A 22090-nucleotide genomic window follows, 5' to 3' on the forward strand; every position below is an offset into this window, starting at 1 on the left:
GCAAAAGCCGTCATCGGGCCTGCCTCAATACTCCTGAACGGGGGATGAAGGCAGGTTTTCCCCGCCGCCTTCCTCTCCCAGGCGGCACAGGGCTTCCGCACGGCGGAGGCAGGAATCCCACAGGGAAGCCTTTTCCGGAAACGGGAAACACAGGGAGTCGCTCAGCTTTTCCACCCGTTTGAAAGAATCCTCCCGGTCATAGGCGTTCAGACCCTCCAGGCGGCAAGCCAGCCCATCCAGCCAGGGAAGAGGGTCATGGCAAATCAGGGGCAGATCGCATCCGGCCCGCAGGGACAGGAAAGCGGCGTCATCCGGGGAATACTGCGCCGCAATCGCCCCCATGCACAAATCATCCGTAAACACCACGCCCCGGAAGCCAAGGCGGTCGCGCAGAAGCCCCCGGATCACCCGTTCGGACAAGGTGGCGGGATAATCGGGATCAATCTGAGGCAACATGATATGGGCGGACATGATGGAGGATAATGCCGGGCACAGAGCCAGAAAAGGCAGCAAATCCGTCTTGAACAACTCCCGTTCATCCAGGTCAACCACAGGAAGGCTGAAATGGGGATCCGCCTGGGCACGGCCCATGCCGGGAAAATGTTTGCCACAGCTCTGCACGCCGCCCCGGCGCAGATTGGAGGCATAAACGCCGCCGCGTGAAATGACGTCCTGCGCATTATCTCCCCAGCAGCGGCCGGGAAGCGCGTTGGCCGCGGACGGATCATGGCAGATATCCAGCACCGGGGCAAAATTCAGGTTCACCCCCAGGTAGCGGAGAGCCAGGGCCGTCACCGCGGCCAGTTCCACCATGCCGCCAACCGAACCGAGCCGGGCCAGCGAAGCCGGGGAGGGCAGATTCAGGCCCAGGGAAGCGGTGCGCACCACCCGGCCTCCCTCCTGGTCCACGGCAATGACAGGATGGTGGAGGCAAAGTTTCCGCAGTGTCTCCGTCAGCCCGCGCACCTGCTCCACGGAATCAATATTCCTGGAAAACAGAATAAAACCCGCCGGCTGCCAACGCCGGATGGCAGCCTCTTCCTCCGCGCCCACTTCATGGCCGCTTATGCCGATCAGGGCCGGGAGCATGAAAGGAAAAGGATTAACGGCCCAACAGGGAAGTCCTGGTGTACAGCGGGTAAACGGGAATGCCGCGTTCCTCAATCGCCTGGCGTCCGCCTTCCTCGCGGTCCAGCAGCACCAGGGCGGCGGCAACCCTGCCCCCTTCCGCCTCAATGGCGTCAATAGCCTTCAATGTGGAGCCGCCCGTCGTGATGACGTCATCCACCACGACCACGGTATCCCCGGCCTGGAAATTGCCTTCAATGCGGCGGCCGCGTCCATGGTCCTTCGGCTCCTTGCGCACGGTGAACACCTGAAGCTTCTTTTCCGCCCCTTCCAGAGCGCTGGTCATGCCGACGGCCAGGGAAATAGGGTCCGCCCCCATGGTCATGCCGCCGATGGCCGCCACCTCCGGGAAACGGGGCAGAATATCCTCCTTCACCAGCTTCCAGCCCAGAGCGCCCACCAGGGTGGCCCCTACGGGGTCCAAGGCTGTCATGCGGCAGTCCACATACAAGTCGGACACCTTGCCGGAAGCCAGCGTAAAGGTTCCCGTACGCACGGATTTTTCCAGAAGAATGCTTTTAAGAAGATCGTATTGTTCGCTCATGAAAATAGGGATGAATGAAGTGGTCCGCCGTATATAACAGATACCCTTGGAATAAGCAACGGATAACAGCATGCAAATCTTGACAAAAAGGAGGACAGGCCCCATAACCTGCCTGTCATTTTTCCGTTCCCATGAAATCCGGCATATTGACGCTAGTTTCTATCAGTTCCGCTCTTGTTTCCTGCACATCGTACGAGAGGCCCCCGCTGTTTGACCAAATCGCCGGAAAAATCCAGGGCGTGTCCGGGCGGAACGATTACCTGTCCGGGGTGGGTTCTACCTCCGGCGTCAACACGGACCTGCCTCCGGAAGCCCGTCTGGGCCAGGGATATTGGGACCTGCCGGCGGGCACCCAGGGGGAAAAGCACATCATCATTGACCTCAAGCAGCAGAAAGTCTTCTACTACGTGGGAACCACGCTCGTGGGCGTTTCCCCCATGTCTTCCGGCAAGGAAGGCTACGGCACTCCCAGGGGAACGTACAAAATCATCCAGAAAGACGCCAACTACAAATCCGGCACCTACGGCGTTCTGCGCAGCAAGGCTACCGGAGCCGTCGTCAACGGGGATTACAACGCCAGGTCTGGCGGAGCGCCGGCAGGCACCTACTTCGACCCCGCCCCCATGCCCTACTGGATGCGGATTACGGGGGGCTACGGCATGCACGTGGGGTTTGTCACCGGATATCCGGTCAGCCACGGATGCGTGCGCCTGCCTGAGGACATGGCCAAGACCTTCTTTGAGCATACCCCCGTCGGCACCAGGGTCACCATCCGTTAGCCGCTTCCCGTGCGGCGTCACGCCGCAGGAAGGCCCTGTTCTTACGGGACCCGGCATGTTTCGTATTCCCGCCGTCCGGAAGCTTCCCGGGGTGGTAGCCTCCCCCGTCTCATGGCGCAGCTTCCTCACTCCGGCATTGACAAACGGCCCCGAACCTTTTTGAATATACGGGATCTTTGACCTCTTGATTCGTCATGACAATCCCTCCTCCCCCTGCCCTCCCGCCACATTTCAACATAGGCGGCTACAGCATCACGGCGCTTGTAGAAAGCGGCCCGGACTATCATCTGTACCAGGCTCTTTCCCCGGAAGGCCATACGGTCCTGATACGCGAATTCTGCCCACGGGGCCTCGTCACGCGCGATCTGGCCAGCGGGGAACTGTCTGTCTCTCCGGGATATGAAGCCCAATACTCCCAGGCCTGGGAAGCTTTTGAAACCCAATACGCAGCCAATGCGCAAGGCAAATTCGGAGGGTTAGGCACCGTCCTGTTTCTTTACCCGCTTTCTCCGGCGCAGCCCCAGCCGGCTGTAGCGCATGCCCAGGCTCTCCGCCCCGCCCAAAAACCTCAGCAACCGCAACTGCGGAAACCCGTAGCCGGCGCCCCCATCCCCGGAGCGCCGCTGCCGCGGGTAAAGCGCTCCGGAGGGTTCCCGGTCATCACAGTGATTGTGACCGGGATGCTTGCCCTCTTTGGATTTCTGGGCTACCAGATACTCAAGGATAAAAAGGAACCCGTCGCCAAATCCGTTACCGTGCCGGCAGCGGCTCCGCCCAAGCCCAAACCCAAGCCCGCTCCTCCTGCTCCGGAGCCCGTGGTGGTCGCTCCCGAACCGGAACCCGTAGTGGTCGCCCCCGAACCTGAACCGGAACCCGAACCGGAACCGCCTGCTCCCGACCTTTCCCCCTCCCCGGAAGTCATTGCCATGGAAAAGGCTTTACGGGAGGAAGCTATCGCGTCCAAGGGGAAATTTTCTGAAAAACTGCTGAACAAATATCCCCATTACGCGGAAGCCTACGTGCGCGACTACGTAAAAAAACGCGGAGGCAGTTTTTCTCCGGATTTTGAAAAATGGCTGAAAAACACGAAAAACAACCGTGAAGTCTTCGCCATGTTCTTCCCGCCGGACCCCAGCGTCGCCACCAATGTGGCGTTCATGATTGATGAACTGGGCCTGGAAATGACGGAAAAATATGACCAGCTCGTTCTGGCGTTCGCGGTAGGACGCCGCGAATTCGGCATGGGGGCCTTCGACCTCACCCATCAGGGCCGCTACGTTGACGCCCTGGGCAAGCTGGAAGGCCTCAGATCCTCCGGAGTCATGCCCCCGCCAGCGGACCTGTACTGCGCCGGGAAACCGCCCGTCAACTGGTATGGGAACGCCCCCCGCACCGTGGATGAGGAATGCTACAAAAAGGTGGAAGCTTATCTGGACCGCAAAAAAATCACCCCCAAGCAGGCCTGGCTCAAAAAATACCCCACCGTATCGGAAATCGGGGATTCCGCCATTACGGAAGACAACCTGGCCGGATTTCTGCATGAATACATGTACCGCCACGGCCAGCTGAGGCGCAAGAGGGACCCCTTCCCCACCCCGGTGGAATTCTTCTCCTACCTGGTGGATAAATATGAACATTGCGGCGATTTGCGCGACGTGGACCGCAAGCGTGTGGAATGGACCGGCGTTTCCCTGGAAGGAACGCCCTGGCCGGCCATGATGGCCCTTTCGGAAACGCGCCCCCTGCGTGAGTGCGACAGCGTGTGGGAACGCTACATGGGACAGCGTGGGCCGACCCGCCTGTGGCTGTACGGCCCCTACCGGTCGGATGACGATAAAGAGCCGCCCATCCTGTTCAGCTTTGACCCGGATCCGGAATGGTCCCGGGAATCCAACGAACGCAAGCTTCATGAAGGCGGCGTGTGCGGCACCATGTCCCTTATCTCCCGCAATTCCCAGATCGCCCGCGGCATCCCCGCCGCCCCCGCCGGACAACCCGGCCACGGCAACCTGATGACCACCCACTTCACCGGCAACGGCTGCTGGCTGAGCGTGGGCCAGAGCGTGGACACCCTGAAAGCCACCACGGGATTCTGGTACTTCCGGGATTCCAGCGCGCCGCGCACCGGAAATGCGGAATACCATTCCGGACTGGCCCTGTCCATGAACCTCGACTATGAAAAGTTCATTGACAGCCGCTTCGCCATGAACATTTACAAACTGGCGGGCGCCGGCTCCTCCCCGGAAGAGGCGGCCGACCCCTCCGGCACGCTGCCCAAGGCATTCACGCAGACCGCCATGAGGACTGTGCTCAAAGCCAACCCGTTCTATACGGAAGCCTGGTACACCCTCTTCAAGCAGGAGCCCCAGGACCTCATGGGAGCCACCAAGATGGTGGATGAAGTGAGGGAGGCCCTGCCGGACGGCATGGGCATCAGGAAACTCTGGAAAACGCGCAAATACGTTCCCTCCGTAGGCCGTGGCGACAAAAACGGCAAAGACATGCTGGCCAACCACACCAAGGAATACGTCAACGTACTCTGCTCCGTGATTCTTGAAAACGCCCTGAAGCAGGAATATGATTACAAAACCTTCCAGTGGACCGAACTCATGTCCTGGCTCAAATCCGAATCCAAGCGCAACTCCTACCCGGAACCCCAGGCCGCCTATCAGATCGCGTACGCCAAGGCGCAGGGCACGGACAGGCTTAAAAGGACGGTGGACAGAGGGTTCAAGAAGGCCGCCAGCTTCTACCGGGATGAAAACAATGCGCTGAACGCGCCCAAGGATGTGGACCAGGAAGAAATGTCCTTCTCCCTGGACGCCCTGTGCCAGGCCCTGCCCAAGGAAGAACTGATCCCGTGGATGAAAAACATGGTGGACACCTGCCCGGACGGCTTCAAGTATAAGCCCAAGAATAAAAAGGAAACGAAAATCCACCCCTTCTACGACACCCTGACGAAAAACTACATGTCCCTGGCTGACGAATCGGAAAAATCCCGCGTCAAGACGGAGATGAAAGACGCTTCCGACAGGATTCTGGAGCTTTCCCAGAAAAAGAAGGGAGACGGGGAATCATCCTCTGGACGCCGCCGGAGACGCTAATCCCCCCGCCGCCCCAGTTGCACCTTTACGTCCACATTCCCTTCTGTCACCGCATCTGTCCGTACTGTGCCTTCTTCAAGCACACCCCGGCGTCCACGGACATGAAACTTTTCATCCGTGCGCTGGGGCGGGAAGCGGAATCCCGCGCCGCGGCCCTGTCCATGAGCCGCGGAGGGGAAACAGCCACCCTTTACTTTGGAGGAGGGACGCCCTCCATGCTCTCGGACACGCATCTGGGGCGTCTCATGGAAACCCTGAACCGTCTCGTGCCCGTGGACAGGCTGGATGAATTCTCCTTTGAGGCCAACCCCGCCACCTTTACGGAAAAAAAAGTGCGCTTCTGGCGCAGCCTGGGCATGAACCGGGTTTCCCTGGGCGTGCAGTCCCTGGATTCCGGCATCCTGCGTCTGCTGGGGCGCGAACATACCCCGTCCCAGGCGCTGCGCTCCGTGGAAATGCTGAAAAATGCGGGAATGCCCCATATCAACATGGATCTCATGTTCGCCATTCCGGGGCAAACCCTCTCCATATGGGAAGCCACCCTGAAAGAGGCTGTCCGCGCCGGCACGGACCATATCTCCGCCTACAACCTCACCTATGAAGAAGACACGGAATTCTTCCGGAGCCTGCTTCGGGGGGAAAAAAGGCAGGATCCGGATGAAGACGCCGCCTTCTTTGAACTGGCGGAACATGTGCTGGAGGCGGCGGGCATGCGCCACTATGAAACGTCCAACTACGCCCGGGAAGGCTGCCAATCCCCTCACAATATGGCCTACTGGAAGGGAGAGGACTATGTGGGCATAGGCCCCGGCGCAGTCAGCACCATCAACGGCATGCGGTACTCCAACACGCGGGACACGGACGCCTACATACGCAGCACGCTGGAAAACGGCCTCCCCCTTTCCGAACAGGAACCCGTCACCGCGGAAGACTACCGCCTGGAACGCATTGCCCTGATGCTCCGGACGGATGAAGGATTGCCGCTGAAATACATTCTGCCGGAATCCCGCCCTCTGCTGGAACAATACCGGGAACTGGGCCTGGCGGACATTTCACCGGAACAAAGGCTCATCCTGAAAGGCCGCGGCCGCCTGCTCGTGGACGCCATCGCGGCAGAACTGTGCTGAAAGCAAATTTTCCCTCCTTTAGAGTTTAGCTGCCTCCGGAATCCGGCAGGAACCGGGCGCAGAAACAGCCGGGCACGGGCCATCTACAGACATCCCTGTGGAACGTAATACACAATAACAGCCGCGTATTTAATCAATCTGGAACTGGTGCGCCATTTTTTTCAACCACCAGTCCCGGTGCCGCATTTCATCCCTGCTGCGCTCCAGTTCCCGGAGTTCGCTGCCCCGCAGCCCTCCCTTCATGTACCGTTCATCCAGCTTGCGCGCCTCCATCCGCGTATCCTTCCTCAGGGCCTTGTAAAACTGGGCCCCCGTGACCAGGCCGCCGGCGGCTCCGCTCCGGCCCACCAGATTCATGTAAAGTTTCCTCAACCTGTTGTAATCCTCCACCACCCGGTTGTATTGCAAGGCGGCGTACTGGTAGCGTTCCTTCCAGTCCTCCGCCCCCGGATTGATTAGCCGGTCCTCTACGGAGCCGGGTTCCGGCGCGGGTTCGGGAGGAGCCTGGCCGCCGGAAGGCAGCGGCGTAAGCGGCGGAGGCTGGGGAACGGGCCTGCGGCTTGTCCTGGGGACACCGCCAACCGTCACGGAAAGGGGGGACCGTTCCTTCAGCAGGGCATCCACGCGCGCCTGCTCCAGCGTTTCCAGCAGATGGGCGCGCTCTTTCTGCAGGGAGGCATTAGAATCACGCTCTTCAGAAAGGGATTGTTTCAGCGACCGCATGCCGCCGGACATTTCCGAGTAAACCAGCGCATACGCCCCAATGCACCCCAGCAGAAAACCCAGGCCCAGCAAGATTCCCCTTTCCCGCCACGGTCCGGGGCTGCGTTCCGGAGCCGGTTCCGGAACATCCGGCTCCGGCCCATGGGAAACAGTCAGGTAGTGTTCCAGGGGGCCCTCGTCAGGCATGGGCTGATTCAGGGTTGGGACGGGAGAAACGTCGGTTCAGGCCTGTTCCGGACGGATGCAGTCCGCGCCGAAATACGGCACAAGCGCTTCCGGAATCCGGATGGAGCCGTCCGGCTGCTGGTAGGTTTCCAGAAGGGCCACGTACAGCCGCGGCAGAGCCGTTCCGGAACCGTTCAGGGTGTGGCAGAACTGGTTCCTGCCGTCGGCATCCTTGTAACGCAGGCGCATGCGGCGCGCCTGGTAGTCCGTAAAGCAGGAGCAGGAGGAAACTTCCAGATACTGACCCTGTCCCGGAGCCCATACTTCAATATCATACGTCTTGGCGGAGGAAAAGCCGAGGTCGCCCGTGCAAAGTTCAATCACGCGGTAGTGAAGCCCCAGCTTCTGAAGAATGGATTCCGCATGGCCGCGGAGCACTTCCAGCTCCCGGAAAGAGTCTTCCGGCTTCAATATCTGCACCAGTTCCACCTTGTCAAACTGGTGGACGCGGATCATGCCGCGGTTGATGCGGCCGGCGCTTCCGGCTTCCCGGCGGAAGCAGGGCGTGTACGCGGCCATCTTGATGGGCAGGTCGCTTTCCTGTAAAATGGTATCCCGGTACAGGTTGGTGACCGGAACTTCCGCCGTGGGAATCAGGAACATCTGCTGGTCTTCCGTGCCGTACATGTCTTCCTCAAATTTAGGAAGCTGGCCGGTGCCTTCCATGCACTCCCTCTTCACCACAAACGGAACGCCCACTTCCTGATAACCGTTTTCCACGGTCTGCGTATTCAGCAGGAAGTTGATCAGGGCGCGTTCCAGACGGGCGCCCGCCCCGCGGTACACCACAAAACCGGAGCCCGTAATCCGCGCGCCGTCTTCAAAGGAAATCATGCCCAGATTCGCGGCCAGTTCCACATGGTCCTTCGGGTTTTCAATAGCGGGCTTTTCTCCCCACAGCTTGATTTCCGGGTTGGCCGTTTCATCCGCGCCCACAGGGCATTCCAGATGCGGCAGGTTGGGAATGTTCATCAGCAGGGAGTTGAGCTGGGCCGCATTTTCCTCCGCGACACGGTCCAGTTCCCGGATGCGGTCCCCGATTTCGCGCACGCGCGCTTCAATGGAGGACGTGTCTTCCCCCTTCTTTTTGAGCATGCCGATCTGCTTGGAGGTGGCATTGCGCTCGGACTGCAAGGCCTGCTTTTCCGTTTCGGCATTGCGGCGCGCTTCATCGCAAGCCAGAACGTCATCAACAAGCTTCCACGCGTCGCCGCTGCGGGGCTTTAACCGCGCTTTCACTTCTTCCGGATTTTCTCGTATTACACGGATGTCGAGCATAACGCGCACAGATTGCACTCCATCCCCCCGCCACGCAAGCCAAATGAACGGCCCTTCATGGAAAAACTGCACCTGCCATAACGTGCCTTTGGGGTCGGAGCGCCGCGGTTATTGTGGAAAATTCAGATGAAAGGCATCAAGATTGCCGTCATCTGTGACTGGCCGGGAAACTCTTCCTCTCTTCCCAAGCCGCCGTTTTTGAAAAACGGCGGCTTTTTTACGCCATCTTTCCCCGTAAGAAAAACGTCCCGGACCTGCGCCCGCTGCCGCTCCAAGGATTCCTCGGAATACATCAACCGGGCAGAGGGGCGGGGCAGGTTCACCTGCCCCAGCGTTCCGTAATGCCGCCGTAGGAGTCTATGCGGCGGTCGCGGAAGAAGGGCCAGATGCGGCGGTGGTCTTCCAGAGCGTCCAGATCCAGGTCCGCGTACAGGATGGTTTCATCGCTGACGGGGGCCTTCGCGATTACCTGTCCATAATAGTCCGCCACAAAGGACTGCCCCCAGAATTCGCTTTCCCCTTCCGTCCCCACGCGGTTGACGGCGCAGACGTAACAGCCGTTGGCCACGGCGTGGCCGCGCTGCACGGTTTCCCAAGCGCAGTGCTGCTGTTCCCCCAGCAAGGGCTTTTCCTCCGGCAGCCAGCCGATGGCCGTGGGGTAGAAAATGATTTCCGCCCCCTGCATGGCCGTCAGACGGGCGGCTTCCGGGTACCACTGGTCCCAGCAGATGAGCACGCCGATGCGGCCGAATCTGGTGTCGAACGCCTTGTAGCCCAGGTCGCCGGGGGTGAAGTAGAATTTTTCTTCAAAACCGGGGTCCTGCGGAATGTGCATTTTGCGGTACATGCCCAGAAACGAGCCGTCCGCATCCACCACCCAGGCGGTATTATGGTAAAGCCCGGTAGCGCGCTTTTCAAAGCCGGAGGCCACAATCACCACGCCCAGTTCCTCCGCCAGTTTCCGGTGGGCTTCCGTCAATTCCCCGGGTACAGGTTCCGCCAGGTTAAATAAATCGCATTCCTCCGTCCTGCAAAAGTATTCCGTAGTAAAAAGTTCCTGGGTGCAAACGATCTGCGCGCCGTTGGCGGCGGCTTCACGGATGGCGGCTTCCGTCTTCTCCTTGTTTACGGAAGGCCGGGCATCTGCGGACAGTTGAATGAGTGCAATTTTCGGCATGCCCCTTCCTTACCCCGTTTCCCTGCCCATTCCAAGCAGGGAAAATGAACGCGGCGCGATTATTTGGTGGAAAACGGCCCGGAAAGTGCTATGAAATTGCAATATGGAACCCGCCACCCCCACTCTGCCCGACGACGACGTAGCCGCCATTGACCGCCTCGGCGCCATTTACAAGGAGCTTTCCTCGGAATTGAGCAAAATGATCATTGGCCAGCAGCGCGTCGTGGAGCTGCTGAGCATCGCCCTGTTTTCCCGCGGCCATGCCCTCCTGATGGGCGTTCCGGGCCTGGCGAAGACGCTGCTGGTCAGCTCCGTGGCAAAAACGCTGGACCTCAGTTTCAACCGCATCCAGTTCACGCCGGACCTGATGCCCGCGGACATTACCGGCACGGACATCATTCAGGACGATTCCGCCGGCGGCAAGCGCCAGTTCGAGTTCATCAAGGGCCCCGTGTTCGCCAACATCGTGCTGGCGGACGAAATCAACCGCGCCCCCGCCAAAACCCAGTCCGCCCTGCTGGAGGCCATGCAGGAGCGCCGCGTCACCGTCATGGGCCGCACCTTCACCCTGCTGCCTCCCTTCTTCGTGCTCGCCACCCAGAACCCCATTGAGCAGGAAGGCACCTACCCCCTGCCGGAAGCCCAGCTGGACCGCTTCATGTTCCTGATTGAAGTGGATTACCCCACGGAAGAGGAGGAAATGCGCATCGCCCGGGAAACCACCGGAACCAGGAGCGAGGAGCTCAGGCACATCCTTTCCGGGGAGGAAATCCTCTTTTACCAGGATCTGGTGCGCCGCGTTCCCGTTCCGGAGCATATTTACGAGTATGCCGTGAAACTGGTGCGCGCCACCCGCCCCACCCTGGCAACTTCCCCGGAATGGGTAAAGCAGTATGTGGCCTGGGGCGCAGGCCCCCGCGCCGTCCAGTTCCTGATTCTCGGGGCCAAGACCCGCGCCGCTCTCCAGGGCAGCTACATCGTCCGCAGGGAAGACATAGACGCCATTGTGGAACCCGTGCTGATGCACCGCGTGGTCACCAACTTCGCCGCGGAATCCCAAGGCATCACGCCCCGTAAGGCCGTGGCGCGCCTGGCGGCGGAAATCTGACCGCCGTCCCGGCATCCTCCATTCCCTTTCCCTGCCCCATGAAATACCTGAATCACAACCTGCTCAGCCGCCTGGGGAACCTTCCCCTGGAAGCGCGCCACAGCATGACGGGGAACGTATCCGGCCGCCACAGAAGCGCCAGCCGCGGCTCCTCCGTGGAGTTTGCGGAGTACCGCAAATACGTGGCCGGAGACGATACGCGCCGTCTGGACTGGAAAGCGTATGCCCGGTCGGACAGGTATTACATCAAGGAGTTTGAAGCGGATACCAACCTGCGCGCCTACATCGTCATGGATCTTTCCGGCTCCATGAATTATCATCCGGAGCAGGTGGAAACCAAGTATATGCGCGCGTGCAGGCTGGCGGCCAACCTGGCTTACATCGCCATCCGGCAGGGAGACGCGGTGGGGCTGAGTTTTGCCCGGCAGACGAAGGACGACGCCACGCTGCACATCCCCGCCTCCCGCCGCCCCGCCCACCTGAACGTGCTCATCAGCCAGATGGACACGCATTACCCTAAAGGGGAAACCGTCCTTCCCGATACCCTGCATGAACTGGCGGAACGCGTCGGCCGCCGCGCCCTGGTGCTGATTTTTTCAGACCTGTTCACAGATACGGCGGAGCTTAAAAACGCCCTCCGCCACCTCCATTTCCGCAAGCATGACGTCGCCGTCTTCCATCTGGTGGACCAGCAGGAAATAGATTTTGACTTTGACCGCCCCATCCGCTTCGTGGACATGGAAGGGGGAGGCTCCCTGATTACGGAGCCGGACCTTATCGCGGACGAGTACCGGGCGATCGTGGCCAATTATCTGGAGGAAACGCGCCGGATCTGCACGGATATCAACGCGGACTACCGCCTGGTCAGAACCGGAGATTCCCTGGAAGACGTGCTGACCGGCTTCCTGATGGGACGGCAGAAAAAGAAAACGGCCGGATAAAAGCCCGGCTGTCTCACGGAACGGTTGATTGCCCCGCGGAACGGATGCAGGATGCCCGTGCGCTCCCCGGATTTGCAGGCAGCGTCCGTTTTCATCTCTTTCCCTCTTTTTTCCATCGTGGACGTACCCGTTAAAATGATTGTGGGCCTGGGCAACCCGGGCAGAACCTATGAAGACACCCGCCATAACGCGGGGTTCATGGTGCTTGACCGCCTGGCCGCCCGGTGGGGCGCCGCGTTCAAGGCGGACAGGCAGCGCAAGTGCGAGGCGGCGGCCGGCCCCGGCGTTCTGCTGGTGAAGCCCTCCACATTCATGAATGAATCCGGCCTGTGCGTGGGCCCCATGATGCGGTTCTTCAAACTGGACCCCCGCAGCGTGTTCGTCATCCATGATGAAGTGGATTTCCCCCTGGGCGTGATGAAACTGCGGGAAAAAGGCTCCGCAGGCGGCCACAACGGCATGAAATCCCTCATCGCCCACATGGGCACCCAGGAATTCCCTCGCCTCCGTTTCGGCATCGGCCAGCCCCGGGGCAAAGGGGAAATGACAGGGCACGTGCTGGGCAAGTTCCGCCCGGAGGAACGCGAGCTTCTGGACGTGACGCTTGCCAAGGCGGCGGACGCCGTCCTGTACGCCATGGAACACGGCATCACCAGGGCAGGCAACATTTTCAACGCCGTTCAAGGGTGACCGCCGCATGAAAGGCCGCCCCCGCCCGCGCCATGGCGCATGCCTTCTTTTTTCGCCCGCCCTTCATGTACGGTATTGCTAAACAAACGGGAATCCGTTAGGATTTTCGCACGTTTTCCCTTTCCTCGGGATTAATCCTGCTTCATCTTCATGGCTGAATTAAGTTCACAAGCTCCCCGCAGGCACATGCAGGCCAACAAAAGGCGGAACCCCAAGGCAAAGCCCAGGGAACGATTCTGGAGCTTTATCCGGAAGCTGGTTCTGTGGTGCCTGGTGATGGCGGTTATTGGCGCGGCCGTGGGATACTTCGGGTTCATGATGGCCTGGAAACGCTATGACAACTGGGCGGCGGAATTTGACCTGGAACGCATCAATGACCTGGAAAAGCCCAGCATTATTTATGACCGGAACGGGGAGGAAATAGGCCGCATTTATGTGGAAAACCGCAGCTACGTCACGCTGGACAAAATCTCCCCCGCCATGATTAATGCGCTGATTGCCCAAGAAGATTCCCGCTTCCGGGAACATCCGGGCTATGACTTCCTGGGGATTCTGCGGGCAGGCCGGGAGTATATCCACAACAGCGGGGACGCCAACCAGGGAGCCTCCTCCATCACCCAGCAGCTTGCCAGAAATGCGTATGACCTGAAAAACCGGGCCAAAGCCAGGAATGAGGGCAGCTTTGGCCGCAAATTCGTGGAAATAGCGCTGGCGCGCCGCATTACGGAACGGTACAGCAAAGACCAGGTGCTGGAGTTTTACCTGAACCGCGTTTACTTCGGCAGCGGGTTTTACGGCATCCGCGCCGCTTCCCTGGGCTACTTCGGCAAAGAGCCGGCGGACCTGACCACGCGGGAGGCAGCCTCCATCGCCGCCCTGATTAAGAACCCGAACGGGCTTTCCCCCCTGAACAATCCGGCAAGCAACCTGAAATGGCGCAACCATGTGCTCAACCGCATGGCCAAAGAAAAATACATTACGCCGGATGAAGCGGAACGCCTCTCCGCCATGGACCTGGGGCTGAACCCCAAGCCGCTGAAACGCGGCGTCTCCCACATTTACGACCGCATTTCCTCAGAAATCACCGCATACCTGGGGGAAGAACGCGTCAATGCCGCCGGGCTTAAAATTTACACCACCATTGACAGGCAGCTTCAGGAAGTTACCGGAAAAGCCCTGGAACAGGCCCTGGAAAACGTTGAAAAACACCCGGACTACCGTCATCAGAAGGCCGCAGACTACCACAGCGGTTCCGCGAACAAGCCGCGTTATCTGGAAGGAGCGCTGCTGGTGGTGGACAACAAATCAGGCGCCGTCCTGGCCTACCACGGCGGCAGGGATTACACCAGGCGCCAGTATGACGCCATCAAGGACGGAGCCCGCCCCACCGGCACCGCAATCCTCCCTTTCCTGTACGCTACAGCCTTTGACACGGGAAAAAGCCCCGTCACCCGCATCCTGGACGATGCCATTGACAACCGCCTGACGGGCATCGGCGGCTCGGAAGGAATCCTGGGGGAATGGGGAGCGGAAAACTCCAAGAACCGTTATGAAGGCATGATTACCGCCCACCGCGGCCTGTCCGCCTCCAAAATTGCCGCCTCCCTGCGCATGGGGATGGACATGGGCACGTCACCGTTCGTCAAGAAGCTGACGGATTTCGGCATTCGCAAGCCCGTAAGGGAAGCGGGAAGCACGGAAGTCAATCCCATTTACCGCCCCAAGATTTTCGTGGGCACGGAACCCGCCTCCCTGAAAGAAATGACGCTGGCCTACACCGCCATCCCGAACGGAGGCTCCCGCCCCCAGGATATTTACTATCTGGACAGGATAGAAGATGAAGACGGTCAGCTGATCTGGGAATCCACCCAGGCGATTGAAACCAGAAACAATGCCCAGGTGCGGAAGGGGGCCACGTCCACCGCCACGGCTTTCCAGCTTCACAACATTCTGAATTCCTCCCTGAAAAACGGTTCAGCCCGGCGCGTGGCCCCGCATCTGCCGAAAAACTTCAAGGGCGGCGTGAAAACGGGCACCACGTACGACTTCGCGGACAACTGGCTGTTTGGCTATGACAGCCGCGTTACCTGCGGCATCTGGGTAGGCTTCCTGGAAGGGAAAAAACCCATCTATCACGGAGCTTTTTCATCAGACACCTGCGCTTCCGTGCTGGGCGCCGCCATCACGGAAGCGGAACGCCTGTTCCCCGCCGGGGAGCTGCTCCCGCCCCCCAGCGTGGAAAGGGTGGAAATCTGCCTGACCACCGGGAAAAGGGCCACGCACAGCTGCTATGACATTGACCCGTCGGATAAAAAATACCGCCGCCACACCATATTCGAGTACCTCCGCAAGGGGGATTCCAGCCTGCCCTTCTGTGACCTCCACGGGGAGGACATTTCCGCGCCCGTTTCCACCTTCACGGCCCAGAACCGCATTCTTCCCCTGCCGCCCATCCTGCCCACCAGGCCCATCCTCCAGGGAGACGATCCCTACCACACGGAGCTGAACCAGGTCCCGGCCAACCGCAGCTTTGAGCTGCTGGGGGCTGGCGAAAACGTGCCGGAAGCCCAAGCCCTTTCCGCAGATCCCGTTTCTCCGGACCATACGGATACGAGCATTACGCTCCCGGCGCCCAAACCCATCACCATTCCCGTCCCGGAATTCATCCACCTGTAACTTTTTCCCCTCATGCCCTCCCCATCCCAGGATACGGTAGCCTGCACATGCCCGTCATGCGGCAATCTCTTCGCCGTGAAGGCGTCTTTTCTGGGACGCCAGGTAAAATGCCCCATCTGCACCGCTTCAGTCACAGCCACTCCGGAAGAACAGCCCACCCCGGAAACGGAAGAACAGGATGCCGTCACGGCCGTCAAACGGGAAGAAGCGCATTCAGCATCCCCGGGCCGGATGCCTGAAGCCGCAGAAAAAGCGCCCGGAACTCCGGCTCCTGCCGCCGGGACGCCGCACCCCTCCACGGACGCCGCGCCGCGCGCGCCGCTTGCACCCAAGAAAAAGACGGACAAACGGGCCATTTCCGTTCACGCGCCTTCCCTTCCCGGGGCCGCCGGCCCCACCACAAAAATCCGCAAACGGAAAGAGGAAAACGCCGCTCCGGCCATCGCCGCTCCGCGCAGCGCCTCCCTGGCCCCGGAAGAGCCGGAATACCAGCCCACCGCCGCGGACATCGCGCGCAGCGAACGCCGGGCCACCTGGCATATCTGGCTTTTTGTCTCAGGGTTGATTCTGTTGCTTCTGGGCATGTTCATGTTCCTGCGCGGGAGGGATATGGAAGCGGCAAGTTCCCAAATCCTGAATATCTCAGACCGCTTTGTGGATCATGAAGCGCTTTTCTCGCAGGAAGTGAATAAAGACCTGCTGGAAAAATTGCAGCAGAGGGAACGGCAATACCGACTCATAGCCCATTCCCGCAGGGAGGAAGACCGGAAAGCGGAATCCATTTCCCCCCATATCACGGCAGCCATGAATGTACTGGCCCTCTACTGCATGGCGGGATCGGACGAAGAGAGGCTCAACCATGTCATGAATCCCGCCGCCGTGGCTCCCAAAATGGCCTATTGGGCCTCCTACGGACAATACAAGGACTATCTGCCCCAGGAAGCGGGCAGGAGCTCCAAGAACGGAGACCTGCTTCAGATTTCCGTGCTGATGGACGACAACATGATCCGCCCGGCGATTTTCCTGTATGACCGGGATTCCGGCAAATGGAAGCTGGACTGGGAAGCCTGGGAAGGCTATTCCCCCATAACTCCGGCGGAACTGGAAGCTGAAAAACCCTCCTCCCCCGTCCCTGTCAGGATAACCCTGAGCATGTCCGGCATCTACCAGCCGCCCTTCCTGGAGGAATCCTCCGCGGAAAGCTACCGCAACGCGTCTTATCTCAATTTCTCCCTTGAGTTCCCCAACGGGGAACGCGTGAACGCGTATGTGGACAGGTATTCCCCGCTGGCCCTGGAACTGATCAGGCTGCTTCACAACGGCCCCGTGCGCGCCTGCGTGCTCATTCATTACCCGGCAGACCTGCCCGGCAACCGGGCCGTGCTGATTGACCGGCTCCTGCACTCCGGTTGGATGAGCGACGCCACCCGCAAGCTTCTTCCCACCAATAACTGAAAACCAAGAACCGGTTCCCGCTTTCCATGAGTTCCAAAGCATTAGCGCAAACACAGGATAAAGCCCTCCAACTCAACCTGGCTTCCACCATTTACGGCACCTTCGCGGAAATCGGCGCCGGACAGGAAACGGCCAACTGGTTTTTCCGGGCCTCCGGAGCCGCCGGAACAGTGGCCAAAACCATCTCCGCCTATGACATGACCGTCAGCGACACCCTGTACGGGCCGGTCAAGCGCTACGTTTCTGAAGAACGCCTCAAGGGCATGCTGGACTATGAGTTCAGCCAGCTCATCAACCGCCTGGGCCCCCAGCGCGGCAAAGACACCCGCTTCTTCGCCTTCTGCAATACGGTAAAAGTCAAGGGCTACCGGGACAACGGCCCCTGGCACGGCTGGATAGGGGTGCGCTTCCAGCTGAAACCGGAGGCAAAACCGTCCGACCTGATTATCCACGTCCGCCTGAACGACCCGGACCACGACCGCCAGATGAAGGACCTGGGCATCCTGGGCGTCAACATCCTGCACGCCGTCTTTTTCAAAAGAGACCGTCTGGAGGAATTCATTGAATCCCTGGTGGACAACCTGGACCCCCGGCTGGTGGAAATAGACGTCGTCCGTTTTGAGGGCCACGGCTTTTCCATGGTGGACAACCGCCTGTTCGCGCTCCAGCTTGTCCAATCCGGCCTGACGCCGGCCACCCTGTTCCTGGCAAACGGCCAGGTGGCCCAGGCGGCGGATGTGCTGTACAAGCGCCCCATCGTGCTGATGAGGGGCAGTTTCAACCCCGTCTGCAATCTGCATCTGGAAGTCATGGCCCAGGTGAAAAAAACCTTCCTCTCCCACATCAATGAGACGCAGGCGGACCGCTGCATGGAAATTTGCGAAATATCCATGAACAACCTGCTCCGCGGCGATGATGTGGACCACCTGGAATTCCTGGACCGGGCGGACAGCCTCAAGGCTCTCGGCAAAAACGTGCTGATTACCAAAATGGCCCGTTTCGACAACCTTTCCGGGCTGCTCGCGCGCTACACGCGGGAGCCCATTGCCATCGCCCTCTCCATCGGCCTGCTGAATGAGCTGTTCAAGGAAAAATGGACGGAGGATATTCCGGGCGGCATCCTGGAATCCTTCGGCCGCACCTTCCAGAACAAAACGCGCCTGTACGTCTCCCCGTGGCTCAACCGCAAATCCGGCGAATTCGTCACGGCACGCACCTTCCGCGCCCCGGAACAGTACGTGCACCTGTACCAGCACTTCCTGGCGAACGGCCTGGTGGTGGACGTCCCCTTCTTCAATGAATTCCTGCTGCGCCATACGCCGCGGGACATCCAGCGCATGATCGCCGCGGATGAAGACGTCTGGAAAACGCTGGTTCCCGGGGAAGCGCACCGTTCCGCCCTCCATTTCCGGTAACGTGTTTGAAGAAAAAGGGCTCCCGGCCTTTGGGAGTCGTTTTTCGGCAGCGGATTACATTCCGGTGCATGTCGGATTTCTCTCAATCGTGGTAAAAACAGGGAAAACGGCTCTGTCCTGGCTTGAAACAGACGATCATGGAAAAGTTCCAATTTTATTAAAAGGCTTTCCATGAAAAAATAACGTTGACTCCGGATATGTAAATCGTCATATATAGCGTGGAAACGCAAATAGCGCGTTCCTGATCAACACTATTAATAACCATGAAAAAATCTCTCCTTCTTTCCATTCTTGCTCTCTCCCTAACGGGTATGGCTTCCGCCGCCTCGTTTATTTTTGAGGAAAGCCAATGGACATGGAATAACACCACCGGCACTCTGGATCTTGGAGAAGCCGCTCTGACTGGCCTTCAAGACTGGACGCTGAGCGCAACCATCTCCCTCAACGGTACAAGTGGAAATAATTGGGGAAGCACCTTGCTGGCCTCCGGAGCCAACCCCACAGCAGATTCTTTCCCGAACGGATTCCAGTTTTACATGTCCAACACCAATGGTCTGGTGACCAAAGGCATTCCCAGCAGTGACTCCGGAGGAGAGGCGACCTACGGCACTACAGCGTTTAAAACGGGTCTTATCACCATTGACATGGCCTACGATTCGTCTGCAAAATCCCTAACGTGGACCGTTTATACCCAAGGGGACAACACGGGGGAAAAACTCCTGTATGCCACTGCTACCCGCACGGAGTTGAATTCTTTTTTCCAAAACGGTCAGATCACGCAGCTGAGTTCCATGTTAAACAAAGACAACAGTTCTCCCTCTACTATTCAATCCGTCTCCATCAATATTGTTCCCGAACCGACTACAGCCGTTATGGGATTGTTAGGTATTGTTGTTCCGGCCATGCGCCGTAGGCGTCGTTCCTGACCGATACCGGCCAAGTTGTGTGAAGAGAATCCAAATTTTTCTTATTTCACCCCTGGTATCCCGTCTCACGCTGCAGAAAACTGTCTCCCGTTCCGCCTCTCCCGAGGGGGACGGGATATTTTTTCCACAGCTCAGCCTGATCAGGAAAACTTAACAATTCCGTAAGATTGTCTTGCCATAAGGCGGGAATCTCATTAAGGTCTCCGAGTTCCATTTTTATCATGAATACCATTATTATCGGCTCCCAATGGGGCGACGAAGGCAAGGGCAAAATGATCGATTTCCTGACGGAATCCGCCGACGTGGTGGCACGCGGCCAGGGCGGCAACAACGCCGGCCATACCGTAATCGCCAATGGAAAGAAATACATTCTCCACCTGGTTCCCTCCGGCATCCTGTGGCCGGACAAGCTTTGCGTCATCGGTAATGGTGTGGTGCTGGACCCCATCGGCCTGGTGGAGGAAATCAAGGAACTCCGCGGCCAGGGCGTGACCATTACAAAAGACAACCTTCTCATCTCCGACCGAGCCCACGTCGTGCTCCCCTTCCACAAGGAAATGGACGCCGCCCAGGAATCCGCCCTCGGCAAAAAAGCCATCGGCACCACCAAGCGAGGCATCGGCCCCACTTACGCGGACAAGGCGCGCCGCATCGGCGTGCGCATGGCGGACATGAGGGACCCCGGGATTTTTGACGAAGTGCTGCGCCGCCGCATCAAGATGGCGAATGCGGAAATGGAACGCATGGGCCTTCCCGCCATGGATGAAGAAAAAATGGTGGCGGAAGTAAGCGCCGCCGCGGATGTGCTCCGCCCCCACATTACCAACACCATTCCGGTTATGCACGACGCCGTGGCCTCCGGAAAAAGCATTCTTTTCGAAGGGGCCCAGGGAGCTTACCTGGATGTGGACTTCGGCACCTACCCGTTCGTCACCTCCTCCAACACCTCTTCCGCCGGCGCCTGCACCGGCACGGGCGTTCCCCCGCACAAGATTGACCGCATCATCGGCGTCTGCAAGGCCTACACCACCCGCGTGGGGGCAGGCCCCTTCGTCACGGAGGATGAAGACATCTCCAACCATCTGCACAGCATGGGCCGCGAATTCGGCGCCACTACGGGCCGCCCCCGCCGCTGCGGCTGGGCTGACGGCGTGCTGCTGCGCTTCTCCGCCATGTTCAACGGTTTTGATGAAATGGCCATGACCAATCTGGACGGTTACGACAAGTGCCCGGAAATCAAAATCTGCACGGGCTACGATCTGGACGGGGAAATCCTGGCCTACCCGCCCGCCACGGTGGACGAATGGGAACGCTGCAAACCCGTGTATGAAACGGTGCCCGGCTGGATGCAGGATATTTCCGCCTGCCGTTCCTGGGAAGAAATTCCGGAACAGGCCAAACGATTCGTCAAGCGCATGAGCGAGCTCATCGGCTGCCCCGTCACGACCGTGGGCGTAGGCCCTGACCGCGAACAGACGATCGCCGTGCAATAAGCCTCGGCAGATCTTGATGATTTCCTTCAAAGCAGTCCCGCCATAACGTGCAGGACTGCTTTGTTATGTTCAGGGTAAAAAGACAAAACACGCATTTCAACGCTTTCTCCGCAACCATTTCTCCGCGGCAACGGACATATGGAAAATTTATTTTCCGCACCGCATCTCTGTGTGAAACGCGGCAATGCCTTCAACAAGGCCTCCAGGATGGATGCAAACGGCACCCCTGCCGCTTCCAGATCAGGAAAAAAGAAATCATCCGCAACGGTCCGGCAGAAAACGCGGCGCAACAGGCCTGGGAAAACCAGGCGTGAGATTTCCGGAAACAGGTTCGCAAACACGGCCATTTCCCGCCCGGCAATAAAAAAGGAGGCGGGATTTTTCCCGCCTCCTGCAAAAAAACAACAATGACTTCCGCGGCTCAGGCGCGTCTGCGGCGCATCATCAGGGCAGCCAGACCAATCAGGCTGAGGGATGCCGTAGCCGGTTCCGGAACGGCAGCCGCCGCAATGGCGCTAAGGTTGGCTTCCTGGGAAGCGTTAGCCTGCAGCGTGGTATTATCTACGACGAGGTACTTGACGTAATCCGTGCCATAGGTGAATGAAGTCAGGGGGCCGAAAGTGTTCGTTCTCAAACCCGACTCATTCCCTCCATAGGTAGAGGCAGTCCCTTCGGAATCAACCAGGGTCAGATAAGTCCAGGTGCCGGTGCTGGTAATTTGATAAGTAACAGCGATGGACTCATAAGTGTTGTCGGCGAACAGCTGCCCCAGTCCCGAACTCAGGTTGACCGCAGAACCATTGACGGGACTGATCGCGCGGGTGTAACTCGTACCTTGCCAGGAGCCGTAGAGGCCCGCGTTGGGAGTGGTCCCGATGCCCAAGCCTATCTTATTATTGTTGGCCGAGAAAATAGTTCCGGAGACGTCGCCTGCCAGAATGGCGCTTTGGAAAGCCTGAGCGTCCAGAGCCATCGTCACGGAGAAATTGCCGTAACCGGAGTTGATTCCTTCCGTCAGGGTGTATGATCCGCCGGCCAGCTGCAATGCATTGGAATCCAGAGTAAGGACGGGCTCCCCGTAGGCCAGGGTAAACAGAGACGCTGCAACCAGCGTAATAAATGCCGTTTTCATGTGCTGTAGTAAACGATAAAAATGGAAAGGAAGCGGTCTTATTTCTTCCTGACGCTTGGTGTAACGGATTAGAAATCCGCAGTCAATACTATTTTTTCACAGGAAATGGATTTGGCCAACCCTGCCCGCCGCGCATACAGATATTTTCATCAAAAACATTTCGTTAAAA

General features: G+C 59.0%; 18 protein-coding genes. 12 read left to right on the forward strand and 6 right to left on the reverse strand.

All coding sequences use genetic code 11. The features are described 5' to 3' along the window. Nucleotides 1-24: 24 nt before the first annotated feature. Both nagZ and pyrE read right to left on the reverse strand, forming a co-directional pair. On the reverse strand, nt 25-1089 hold the full coding sequence (gene nagZ, locus CI070_RS04250) for a beta-N-acetylhexosaminidase (protein WP_094136177.1): 1065 nt from the start codon (nt 1087-1089) through the stop codon (nt 25-27). Between the two features lie 13 nt (nt 1090-1102). Then, the gene (pyrE, locus tag CI070_RS04255) at nt 1103-1672 is read right to left on the reverse strand and encodes an orotate phosphoribosyltransferase (protein WP_022197655.1); all 570 of its coding nucleotides are present in this window, start codon (nt 1670-1672) and stop codon (nt 1103-1105) included. A 131-nt stretch (nt 1673-1803) separates the two neighbouring features. Between pyrE and CI070_RS04260 the strand changes: the two genes are divergently transcribed. The 3 genes from CI070_RS04260 (at nt 1804) to hemW (ending at nt 6682) form a co-directional block, all read left to right on the forward strand. Continuing rightward, nucleotides 1804-2451 carry a L,D-transpeptidase gene (locus tag CI070_RS04260; protein ID WP_094136178.1) on the forward strand — a complete coding sequence of 216 codons (648 nt, stop codon included), beginning with the start codon at nt 1804-1806 and terminating at the stop codon, nt 2449-2451. Nucleotides 2452-2645: 194 nt separating this feature from the next. Next, nucleotides 2646-5555, forward strand: a complete 2910-nt coding sequence (locus CI070_RS13465; RefSeq protein ID WP_179218367.1) for a hypothetical protein — start codon at nt 2646-2648, stop codon at nt 5553-5555. Between the two features lie 17 nt (nt 5556-5572). Further along, nucleotides 5573-6682: a radical SAM family heme chaperone HemW gene (gene hemW / locus CI070_RS04270; RefSeq protein WP_179218368.1), complete on the forward strand. Its 1110-nt coding sequence runs from the start codon at nt 5573-5575 to the stop codon at nt 6680-6682. Between the two features lie 129 nt (nt 6683-6811). Here hemW and CI070_RS04275 read toward each other — a convergent pair whose 3' ends face one another. From CI070_RS04275 to CI070_RS04290, 3 genes are all read right to left on the reverse strand, one after another. Then, nucleotides 6812-7591 (reverse strand): hypothetical protein, encoded by a 780-nt coding sequence (locus CI070_RS04275; protein ID WP_094136180.1) that lies wholly within the window; start codon nt 7589-7591, stop codon nt 6812-6814. A 36-nt stretch (nt 7592-7627) separates the two neighbouring features. Further along, the gene (gene serS, locus CI070_RS04280) at nt 7628-8908 is read right to left on the reverse strand and encodes a serine--tRNA ligase (RefSeq protein ID WP_094136181.1); all 1281 of its coding nucleotides are present in this window, start codon (nt 8906-8908) and stop codon (nt 7628-7630) included. Nucleotides 8909-9227: 319 nt separating this feature from the next. Next, entirely contained in the window at nt 9228-10085 is an 858-nt protein-coding gene (locus CI070_RS04290) for a carbon-nitrogen hydrolase (RefSeq protein WP_094136183.1), read from the reverse strand. A gap of 103 nt (nt 10086-10188) precedes the next feature. Here CI070_RS04290 and CI070_RS04295 point away from each other — a divergent pair, with 103 nt between their 5' ends. From CI070_RS04295 to CI070_RS04330, 9 genes are all read left to right on the forward strand, one after another. After that, on the forward strand, nt 10189-11193 hold the full coding sequence (locus CI070_RS04295; protein WP_094136184.1) for an AAA family ATPase: 1005 nt from the start codon (nt 10189-10191) through the stop codon (nt 11191-11193). A 38-nt stretch (nt 11194-11231) separates the two neighbouring features. Continuing rightward, nucleotides 11232-12134 carry a DUF58 domain-containing protein gene (locus CI070_RS04300; RefSeq protein ID WP_094136185.1) on the forward strand — a complete coding sequence of 301 codons (903 nt, stop codon included), beginning with the start codon at nt 11232-11234 and terminating at the stop codon, nt 12132-12134. 117 nt (nt 12135-12251) lie between these two features. Beyond that, entirely contained in the window at nt 12252-12824 is a 573-nt protein-coding gene (pth, locus tag CI070_RS04305) for an aminoacyl-tRNA hydrolase (RefSeq protein WP_094136216.1), read from the forward strand. Nucleotides 12825-12974: 150 nt separating this feature from the next. Then, nucleotides 12975-15500, forward strand: a complete 2526-nt coding sequence (locus tag CI070_RS04310) for a transglycosylase domain-containing protein (RefSeq protein ID WP_094136186.1) — start codon at nt 12975-12977, stop codon at nt 15498-15500. Between the two features lie 12 nt (nt 15501-15512). Further along, the gene (locus CI070_RS04315) at nt 15513-16955 is read left to right on the forward strand and encodes a hypothetical protein (protein WP_094136187.1); all 1443 of its coding nucleotides are present in this window, start codon (nt 15513-15515) and stop codon (nt 16953-16955) included. 26 nt (nt 16956-16981) lie between these two features. Beyond that, nucleotides 16982-18370 (forward strand): nicotinate-nucleotide adenylyltransferase, encoded by a 1389-nt coding sequence (locus CI070_RS04320; RefSeq protein ID WP_094136188.1) that lies wholly within the window; start codon nt 16982-16984, stop codon nt 18368-18370. Nucleotide 18371: 1 nt separating this feature from the next. Then, on the forward strand, nt 18372-18545 hold the full coding sequence (locus CI070_RS13880; RefSeq protein WP_218824881.1) for a hypothetical protein: 174 nt from the start codon (nt 18372-18374) through the stop codon (nt 18543-18545). A gap of 88 nt (nt 18546-18633) precedes the next feature. After that, a complete protein-coding gene (locus tag CI070_RS04325) occupies nt 18634-19296 on the forward strand; it encodes a hypothetical protein (protein WP_094136189.1) in 663 nt (220 codons plus the stop codon). Nucleotides 19297-19517: 221 nt separating this feature from the next. After that, complete coding sequence (locus CI070_RS04330; protein WP_094136190.1) at nt 19518-20789, forward strand: adenylosuccinate synthase; 1272 nt, start codon at nt 19518-19520, stop codon at nt 20787-20789. A 421-nt stretch (nt 20790-21210) separates the two neighbouring features. Here CI070_RS04330 and CI070_RS04340 read toward each other — a convergent pair whose 3' ends face one another. Continuing rightward, nucleotides 21211-21921 (reverse strand): PEP-CTERM sorting domain-containing protein, encoded by a 711-nt coding sequence (locus tag CI070_RS04340; RefSeq protein ID WP_094136192.1) that lies wholly within the window; start codon nt 21919-21921, stop codon nt 21211-21213. Between the last annotated feature and the right edge of the window lie 169 nt (nt 21922-22090).

The organism is Akkermansia muciniphila, assembly GCF_900184965.1.
GTDB classification, from domain to species: Bacteria; Verrucomicrobiota; Verrucomicrobiia; order Verrucomicrobiales; family Akkermansiaceae; genus Akkermansia; species Akkermansia muciniphila_A.

Coding starts and splice junctions, on each gene's coding strand:
- nagZ (WP_094136177.1), bottom strand. CDS start 1,089: ATGCTCCCGGCCCTGATCGGCATAAGCGGCCATGAAGTGGGCGCGGAG.
- pyrE (WP_022197655.1), bottom strand. CDS start 1,672: ATGAGCGAACAATACGATCTTCTTAAAAGCATTCTTCTGGAAAAATCC.
- CI070_RS04260 (WP_094136178.1), top strand. CDS start 1,804: ATGAAATCCGGCATATTGACGCTAGTTTCTATCAGTTCCGCTCTTGTT.
- CI070_RS13465 (WP_179218367.1), top strand. CDS start 2,646: ATGACAATCCCTCCTCCCCCTGCCCTCCCGCCACATTTCAACATAGGC.
- CI070_RS04275 (WP_094136180.1), bottom strand. CDS start 7,591: ATGCCTGACGAGGGCCCCCTGGAACACTACCTGACTGTTTCCCATGGG.
- serS (WP_094136181.1), bottom strand. CDS start 8,908: ATGCTCGACATCCGTGTAATACGAGAAAATCCGGAAGAAGTGAAAGCG.
- CI070_RS04290 (WP_094136183.1), bottom strand. CDS start 10,085: ATGCCGAAAATTGCACTCATTCAACTGTCCGCAGATGCCCGGCCTTCC.
- CI070_RS04295 (WP_094136184.1), top strand. CDS start 10,189: ATGGAACCCGCCACCCCCACTCTGCCCGACGACGACGTAGCCGCCATT.
- CI070_RS04300 (WP_094136185.1), top strand. CDS start 11,232: ATGAAATACCTGAATCACAACCTGCTCAGCCGCCTGGGGAACCTTCCC.
- CI070_RS04310 (WP_094136186.1), top strand. CDS start 12,975: ATGGCTGAATTAAGTTCACAAGCTCCCCGCAGGCACATGCAGGCCAAC.
- CI070_RS04315 (WP_094136187.1), top strand. CDS start 15,513: ATGCCCTCCCCATCCCAGGATACGGTAGCCTGCACATGCCCGTCATGC.
- CI070_RS04320 (WP_094136188.1), top strand. CDS start 16,982: ATGAGTTCCAAAGCATTAGCGCAAACACAGGATAAAGCCCTCCAACTC.
- CI070_RS04325 (WP_094136189.1), top strand. CDS start 18,634: ATGAAAAAATCTCTCCTTCTTTCCATTCTTGCTCTCTCCCTAACGGGT.
- CI070_RS04330 (WP_094136190.1), top strand. CDS start 19,518: ATGAATACCATTATTATCGGCTCCCAATGGGGCGACGAAGGCAAGGGC.
- CI070_RS04340 (WP_094136192.1), bottom strand. CDS start 21,921: ATGAAAACGGCATTTATTACGCTGGTTGCAGCGTCTCTGTTTACCCTG.